The following is a 5,563-nucleotide window of genomic DNA, read 5'->3' as shown; positions in this document are numbered from 1 at the left end:
GACCGGCCGGCCAGTACGCCGGGCCCGCAGGTACCGGACGTCCCCGTGCCGCCGTCCGCCACCCCGCCGGTGGCCGCGCCCCACGCCGAGAACGTCGCGTTCGCCGGGCCGGCCGGCGAGGTGCCGCCCGGGGGCTGGGCGCAGGGCCCGGTCTACCAGCCGGTCGAGCCGGACCGGTTCACCCGGTTCGTGCTCCGGCTCCACGAGCGCGCCCCCCGCTGGGCCGTGCCGCTGGCCGCGCTCGGCTGCGTCGGCACGGGCGTGGCGTACGCGTTGATCAGCGACCCGACGCACAGCGACCCGGACGCCCGGCCGACCTGCCTGCTCAAGCTCACCACCGGGCTGGACTGCCCGGGCTGCGGCGGCACCCGCGCCCTCTGGTACGTGCTGCACGCCGACCTGCCGGCCGCCGCCCGGCACCACTTCCTCTTCGTCTTCTCGCTGCCCTTCCTGGCGTACCTCTTCGTCTCCTGGGCCGGGAACCAGGCGTTCGGCTGGCGCCTGCCGGAGCTGCGGATCAGCTCCAAGGTGATCGGCGGCTTCCTGGCCGCCTGGCTGGCCTTCTCGGTGCTGCGCAACCTGCCCTGGGCGCCGTTCACCTCGCTCTACGTCTGACCTCGAGAGGCGTCGCCCGGCCGGCGGCGGTTTCCGGGTGATCGACGTTGCACCGGGCGAGCCTGGCTTGGGCGCGGGCCCCATCGGCCACTAGAGTCCCAGGAATGCCGGACATGGTGCAGCCGCAGGTCAAGCTCATCGCGTGGACCCAGTTCCAGGCCCCGGACGACGTGCCGTGGTCGACCGACGCCGAGGGTGGCCAGGCCCTCGCCGAGTTCGCCGGCCGGGCCTGCTACCAGAGCTGGAAGAAGCCCAACCCGGCGACCGCGACGAACGCCGGCTACCTGGCGCACATCCTGGATGTCGGGCACCTCTCGGTGCTGGAGCACGGCTCGGTGAGCTTCTACTTCAGCGGCGTCTCCCGGTCCTTCACCCACGAGCTGATCCGGCACCGGCACTTCTCGTACTCGCAGCTCTCCCAGCGTTACGTCCCGGAGCGGGACGCGGCCATGGTCGAGCCCACGGTGATCGCCGAGGACCCGGAGCTGCACAAGAAGTTCGTCGAGGCGGCAGAGGCCAGCGTCCGGGCCTACACCGAGCTGCTGGAGGGGCTGGAGCAGCGCTTCGCCGACGAGCCGAACCCGACGCTGCGCCGCAAGCAGGCCCGGCAGGCGGCCCGGGCGGTGCTGCCCAACGCCACCGAGACCCGGATCGTGGTCACCGGCAACTACCGCGCCTGGCGGCACTTCATCAAGATGCGCGCCACCGAGCACGCCGACGTGGAGATCCGCGAGCTGGCGGTGGAGTGCCTGCGGCAGCTCCAGGGGGTCGCGCCGAACGTCTTCGCCGACTTCGTGATCTCCACGCTGCCCGACGGCACCGAGGTGGCGGCCAGCCCCCACGCCGAGTGAGTCCTGCGCCCTTCCCCGCCGGGGCTCCGGTGGTCGTCCGCTAGGTTGTGAACATGACGCACGACCACCCTGCCGCCCCCGACCGGGGCGCGTCGCGCCCGTTCGGGCGACTGCTCACGGCCATGGTGACCCCGTTCACCGCGGACGGGTCTCTCGACCTCGACGGCGCCGTACGGCTCGCCAACCACCTGGTCGACGAGCAGGGCAACGACGCGCTGGTGCTCAACGGCACCACCGGCGAGTCGCCGACCACCACCGACGCCGAGAAGGAAGCCCTGATCCGCGCCGTCGTGGAGGCGGTCGGCGACCGGGCCAGAATCGTCGCCGGGGCCGGCACCAACGACACCCGGCACACCATCGAGCTGGCCGTGTCGGCCGAGAAGGCCGGCGCGCACGGTCTGCTGGTGGTCACGCCGTACTACAACAAGCCGCCGCAGAGCGGGCTGCTGCGCCACTTCACGGCGGTCGCGGACGCCACCGGGCTGCCGATCATGCTCTACGACATCCCGCACCGCGCCGGGACGGCGATCGCCACCGAGACCCTGGTCAAGCTGGCCGAGCACGGCCGGATCGTCGCGGTGAAGGACGCCAAGGGCGACCTCACCGCCACCTCCTGGGTGCTCAGCCGCAGCGACCTGGCGTACTACAGCGGCGAGGACTCGCTGACCCTGCCCGCGCTGGCAATCGGCGCCGTCGGCGTGGTCGGTACCTCGACGCACTTCAGCGGGGTGCAGACCAAGCAGATGATCGAGGCGTACGAAGCGGGGGACAGCGCAACCGCTCTGAGCCTGCACCGGACGCTGCTGCCGCTGTACACCGGCATCTTCCGCACCCAGGGCGTGATCCTGGTGAAGGCGGGCCTGGCGGCCAAGGGCCTGCCGGCCGGTCCGGTACGCCCGCCGCTGGTGGACGCCACCGCCGACGAACTGGCCCAGCTGCGCGCCGACTGCGCCGCGGCGGGCCTCGACCTGCCCGAATGATCGAACGACACGACGGACGCCGGGAAACGGCGTCGCAGAATGAGGTGGACGCGTGACCGAGGCGCACTTCGAGGGTGAACTGCCCCCGCCGCTGCCGGAGGGTGGCCTGCGGATCATCCCGCTCGGCGGTCTCGGCGCCATCGGCCGGAACATGACCGTCTTCGAGTACGACGGCAAGCTGCTGATCGTCGACTGCGGGGTGCTCTTCCCCGACGTCGAGCAGCCGGGCGTGGATCTGATCCTGCCCGACTTCGGTCCGATCCTGGACCGGCTGGCCGACGTGCAGGCGATCGTGCTCACCCACGGCCACGAGGACCACATCGGCGCGGTGCCGTACCTGCTCGCCCACAAGCCGGACATCCCACTCGTCGGCTCCCAGTTCACTCTCGCCCTGGTCGAGGCGAAGCTCGCCGAGCGGCGGATCCAGCCGTACACGCTGACCGTCAAGGAGGGTGGACGGGAGCGGCTCGGCCCGTTCGAGTGCGAGTTCTTCGCGGTCAACCACTCCATCCCGGACGCCCTCGCGGTCGCCATCCGCACCCCGGCCGGCCTGGTGCTGCACACCGGCGACTTCAAGATGGACCAGGTCCCGCTGGACGGCCGGATCACCGACCTGGCCGGCTTCGCCCGGCTCGGCGCCGAGGGCGTGGACCTGCTGCTGTCGGACTCCACCAACGCGGAGATTCCCGGCTTCGTCACCCCCGAGCGGGAGATCGGGCCGGTCCTCGACTCGATCTTCGCCAAGGCGCGCGGCCGGATCATCGTCGCCTCGTTCGCCTCGCACGTGCACCGGGTCCAGCAGGTCTTCGACTCGGCGATCGAGCACGGCCGCAAGGTGGCGCTGATCGGCCGGTCGATGGTCCGCAACATGGGCATCGCCCGCGACCTCGGCCTGCTCAACATCCCGCCCGGCCTGGTGATCGGGATCGAGGAGGCCACCACCCTGCCGCCCGAGCAGATCGTGCTGATGTCCACCGGCTCGCAGGGCGAGCCGATGAGCGCGCTGGGCCGGATGGCCAGCGGCGACCACCGGCACATCACCATTGCGCCCGGCGACACCGTGGTGCTCGCCTCGTCGCTGGTGCCCGGCAACGAGACCTCCGTCTACCGGGTGATCAACCGCCTGGCCCGGGCCGGCGCGGTGGTGGTGCACAAGGACGTCGCCAAGGTGCACGTCTCCGGCCACGCCCCCGCCGGTGAGCTGCTCTACCTGCTCAACGTGACCCGCCCGAGCAACCTGATGCCGGTGCACGGCGAGTGGCGGCACCTGCGGGCGCACGCGCGGCTGGGCATCGAGTCCGGGGTCGCCCCCGACCGCGTCGTGCTCTGCGAGGACGGCGACGTCGTGGACCTGGTCGAGGGGCGGGCCAGCCTGGTCGGGCACGTGAAGAGCCGGTACGTCTACGTCGACGGGCTCGCCGTCGGCGACGTCAGCGAATCGCTGCTCACCGAGCGGCGGATCCTCGGCGACGGCGGCTTCATCGCCACCACCGTCGTGGTGGACTCGGTCACCGGCAAGGTGGTCGCCGGCCCGACCCTGTCGGCGAAGGGCTTCTCCGAGGACCCGGAGGCGTTCAACCCGGTGATCCCGCTGGTCACCGAGGCGCTCAACCGGGCCGCCGCGGACGGCATCACCGACCCGCACCAGCTCCAGCAGATCGTCCGGCGCACCGTCGGACGCTGGGTGAACGACGCGTACCGCCGCCGGCCGATGATCGTGCCGACCGTCGTCGAGGTCTGACCACACCGGCTCCGCCCGCCGGTCCACCGTCCCGGTGGACCGGCGTCGCCGTTCCGGTACGCCCCGAGGCCGGGCGACCACCCTCCGCTGATCCCCACCGGACCGGTTCAACCGATCGGCGTTCGTCTCCGTACTCCGTGCCGGCAGGCGCACCGGCGCCCGCCGGGAGGAGCGTGGCGGATGGACCGCAGACGGATGACAGCCATCGGCGTACTGGTGGCGACGGCGGGAGCGGCGGCAGCGGTGACCCTGCCGTCGTTCGCCGGGGAGAGCGCGGCGCCACCGGACGCCGCCGGCGCGCCGGAGGTGGTCGACGCGATGAGCCGCGACCTCTCGCTGAGCCGGGAGCAGGCGGTGCAGCGGCTCAAGCGCGAGCGCTGGGCCGCCGGCACGGTCACCCGGCTCCGCGCCGCGCTGGGCGGGGACTACGGCGGCAGTTGGCTCAGCGCCGACGGCAGCCAGCTGATGGTGGCGGTGGCCGATCCGGCGCAGGCCGACCGGGTGCGGGCCGCCGGCGCGGTGCCGAAACCGGTGGCCCGGGGCGTGGCCGAGCTGGACGCGATCAAGAGCCGGCTCGACTCGGCCGGCGGTAAGGCCAGCCGCGACGTCTCCGGCTGGTACGTCGACGTGGCAACCAACTCGGTGGTGGTGCTCGCCCAGCCCGGTGCGGAGGCGGCGGGCCGCCGGTTCGCCGAGGCCAGCGGGGTGCCGGCGGGGTCGGTCCGGGTGACGGCGGCCGCGGAGGCACCCCGGCCGCTCTTCGACGTCCGCGGCGGTGACCCGTACTTCATCAACAACGCCGGCCGCTGCTCGGTCGGCTTCTCGGTGGTCGGCGGCTTCGTCACCGCCGGGCACTGCGGCCAGCCGGGGGACCGCACCACCGGGGCGAACCGGGTCGCCCAGGGCACCTTCAAGGCGTCCTCGTTCCCCGGTGACGACTGGGCGTTCGTCGAGGTCAACGGCGACTGGACGCCGCAGGGCGTGGTGAACGACTTCAACGGCGGCACGGTGCCGGTGAGCGGCTCCACCGAGGCCCCGGTCGGCGCGTCGATCTGCCGCTCCGGCTCGACCACCGGCACCCACTGCGGAGTGATCCAGGCGAAGAACGCCACCGTCAACTATCCGGAGGGGACGGTCACCGGACTGACCCGGACGAACGTCTGCGCCGAGCCGGGCGACTCCGGTGGCGCGTGGCTCTCCGGGGACCAGGCGCAGGGCGTCACCTCGGGTGGCTCCGGGGACTGCACCCGGGGCGGGGTGACCTTCTTCCAGCCGGTCAACGAGATCCTCCAGCGCAACAACCTGACCCTGGTCACCGCCGGCGGCCAGAACGCGCCCGCCGACCCGCCCGCCGGGTCCACCGCGCCGCCGGCGAC

General features: G+C 72.8%; 5 protein-coding genes. All 5 read left to right on the top strand.

Features of this window, described 5'->3' with window-relative positions; all coding sequences use genetic code 11:
• A partial coding sequence (locus tag DKL51_RS16960; RefSeq protein ID WP_438819664.1) for a DUF2752 domain-containing protein occupies window positions 1-615 on the top strand: 615 nt, incomplete at its 5' end.
• Between the two features lie 113 nt (window positions 616-728).
• A complete protein-coding gene (thyX, locus tag DKL51_RS16955) occupies window positions 729-1,466 on the top strand; it encodes an FAD-dependent thymidylate synthase (protein WP_124812253.1) in 738 nt (245 codons plus the stop codon).
• Between the two features lie 53 nt (window positions 1,467-1,519).
• Window positions 1,520-2,446: a 4-hydroxy-tetrahydrodipicolinate synthase gene (dapA, locus tag DKL51_RS16950; protein ID WP_109948376.1), complete on the top strand. Its 927-nt coding sequence runs from the start codon at window positions 1,520-1,522 to the stop codon at window positions 2,444-2,446.
• Between the two features lie 52 nt (window positions 2,447-2,498).
• Window positions 2,499-4,187, top strand: coding sequence for a ribonuclease J (locus tag DKL51_RS16945; protein WP_109948377.1), 1,689 nt, complete (start codon window positions 2,499-2,501; stop codon window positions 4,185-4,187).
• Window positions 4,188-4,367: 180 nt separating this feature from the next.
• A partial coding sequence (locus DKL51_RS16940) for a S1 family peptidase (RefSeq protein WP_148097807.1) occupies window positions 4,368-5,563 on the top strand: 1,196 nt, incomplete at its 3' end.

The organism is Micromonospora globispora (assembly GCF_003857015.1).
In the GTDB taxonomy this organism is placed as follows: Bacteria; Actinomycetota; Actinomycetes; order Mycobacteriales; family Micromonosporaceae; genus Micromonospora; species Micromonospora globispora.
This window is presented reverse-complemented; position numbering and strand designations above follow the sequence as displayed.